The sequence below is a fragment of the Sulfitobacter sp. HI0040 genome (assembly GCF_001634885.1).
Lineage (GTDB): Bacteria > Pseudomonadota > Alphaproteobacteria > Rhodobacterales > Rhodobacteraceae > Sulfitobacter.
This window is the reverse complement of the sequence record NZ_LWEX01000211.1, coordinates 1-1,106: the sequence shown is the minus strand read 5'-3', so window position 1 is coordinate 1,106 and position 1,106 is coordinate 1. Positions and strand designations below refer to the sequence as shown.

The following is a 1,106-nucleotide window of genomic DNA, read 5'->3' as shown; positions in this document are numbered from 1 at the left end:
GCGCATAGGGCCCGCGCCATCGAAATCGTGAAGCTGCCGGAAAGCCTTGGCGGCTCCGCAGGCGGCGGTTTTGCGCCCCGCGTCGTCGATGGCGGCAGGCCCGACGATGCGCCCGCCCGTCCCGCCCGGACAAGCGCCGAGGTTTTCGAACTGCCGGTCATGGGCCGTATCGCCGCCGGTGTGCCGATCGAGGCGATCAACCAGATGTCACATTCCATTTCCGTTCCCGGCGGCATGATCAGCGGTTCGGGCGATCACTATGCGCTCGAAGTGCGCGGGGATTCGATGATCGAGGCGGGGATCAACGACGGGGATGTCGTGGTGATCCGCGAAACGTCCACGGCGGACAACGGCGATATCGTCGTCGCATTGGTCGAGGATCACGAAGCGACGCTGAAGCGGTTCCGTCGACAGGGCAGTTCCATCGCGCTGGAAGCGGCGAACCCGGCGTTCGAAACCCGCGTGCTGCCTGCCGAACAGGTGAAGGTTCAGGGCCGGCTGGTGGGACTGATCCGCACTTATTGAATGGGCGACGGTGGACGGGGATGCTTTGTCATTCCGGCCAGCGACTCCAGAGCCGGTCACCCGCCCGGTCCCGCGCCGTGACGATGCGCAGGTCATTTCCACGATCATAGAGCGCCACGGCCCCCGTCCGGCGCAGGGACGGCGGATCGAAGATCAGGCAGCCTTCGGCCCGCGGTGCCGTGAATGCGGCGGATGCCACGATCACCATGGGCGCATCACAGGGGCCGAACCGCGCCACCGCGCGCTTCCCGGCCAGGGGCACGACCGGCAAGCCTGCGATAGCCAGCGACCCGTTCCACCGTGCTGCGGCCTCTTCCTGCGTGGCACCGTCGCCGTCGTTTTCCAACCAGTTGCCCGCAACGAAACCAGCGCCCCGCGGTTTGCTCAACGCTCTTCCCTCCTGCGTCATGACACCGGCAAGCGATCCGCTGTCGGAGATCAGAACGGCGGGCCGGGCCGTCGTCTGCCATAGCCAGATCGCCCCGGCCATGAGCAGCAGGCCGGACCAGCGCAACCGCCCCTGCCAGAGGATCACGGTTAGCGCACCCAGGGCGAGCATGGGCAGCACGACAGGCCCCGGC

General features: G+C 67.4%; 1 protein-coding gene and 1 pseudogene. One reads left to right on the top strand and one right to left on the bottom strand.

Annotated elements, in window-relative coordinates; genetic code table 11:
- The coding region (gene lexA, locus A3728_RS12205; protein WP_067923962.1) for a transcriptional repressor LexA at positions 1–525 on the top strand (525 nt) is incomplete at its 5' end.
- Positions 526–553: 28 nt separating this feature from the next.
- On the opposite strand, the pseudogene A3728_RS23105 reads toward lexA, so the two are convergent.
- Positions 554–1,106, bottom strand: a pseudogene (locus A3728_RS23105) (ComEC/Rec2 family competence protein); the annotation flags it as partial.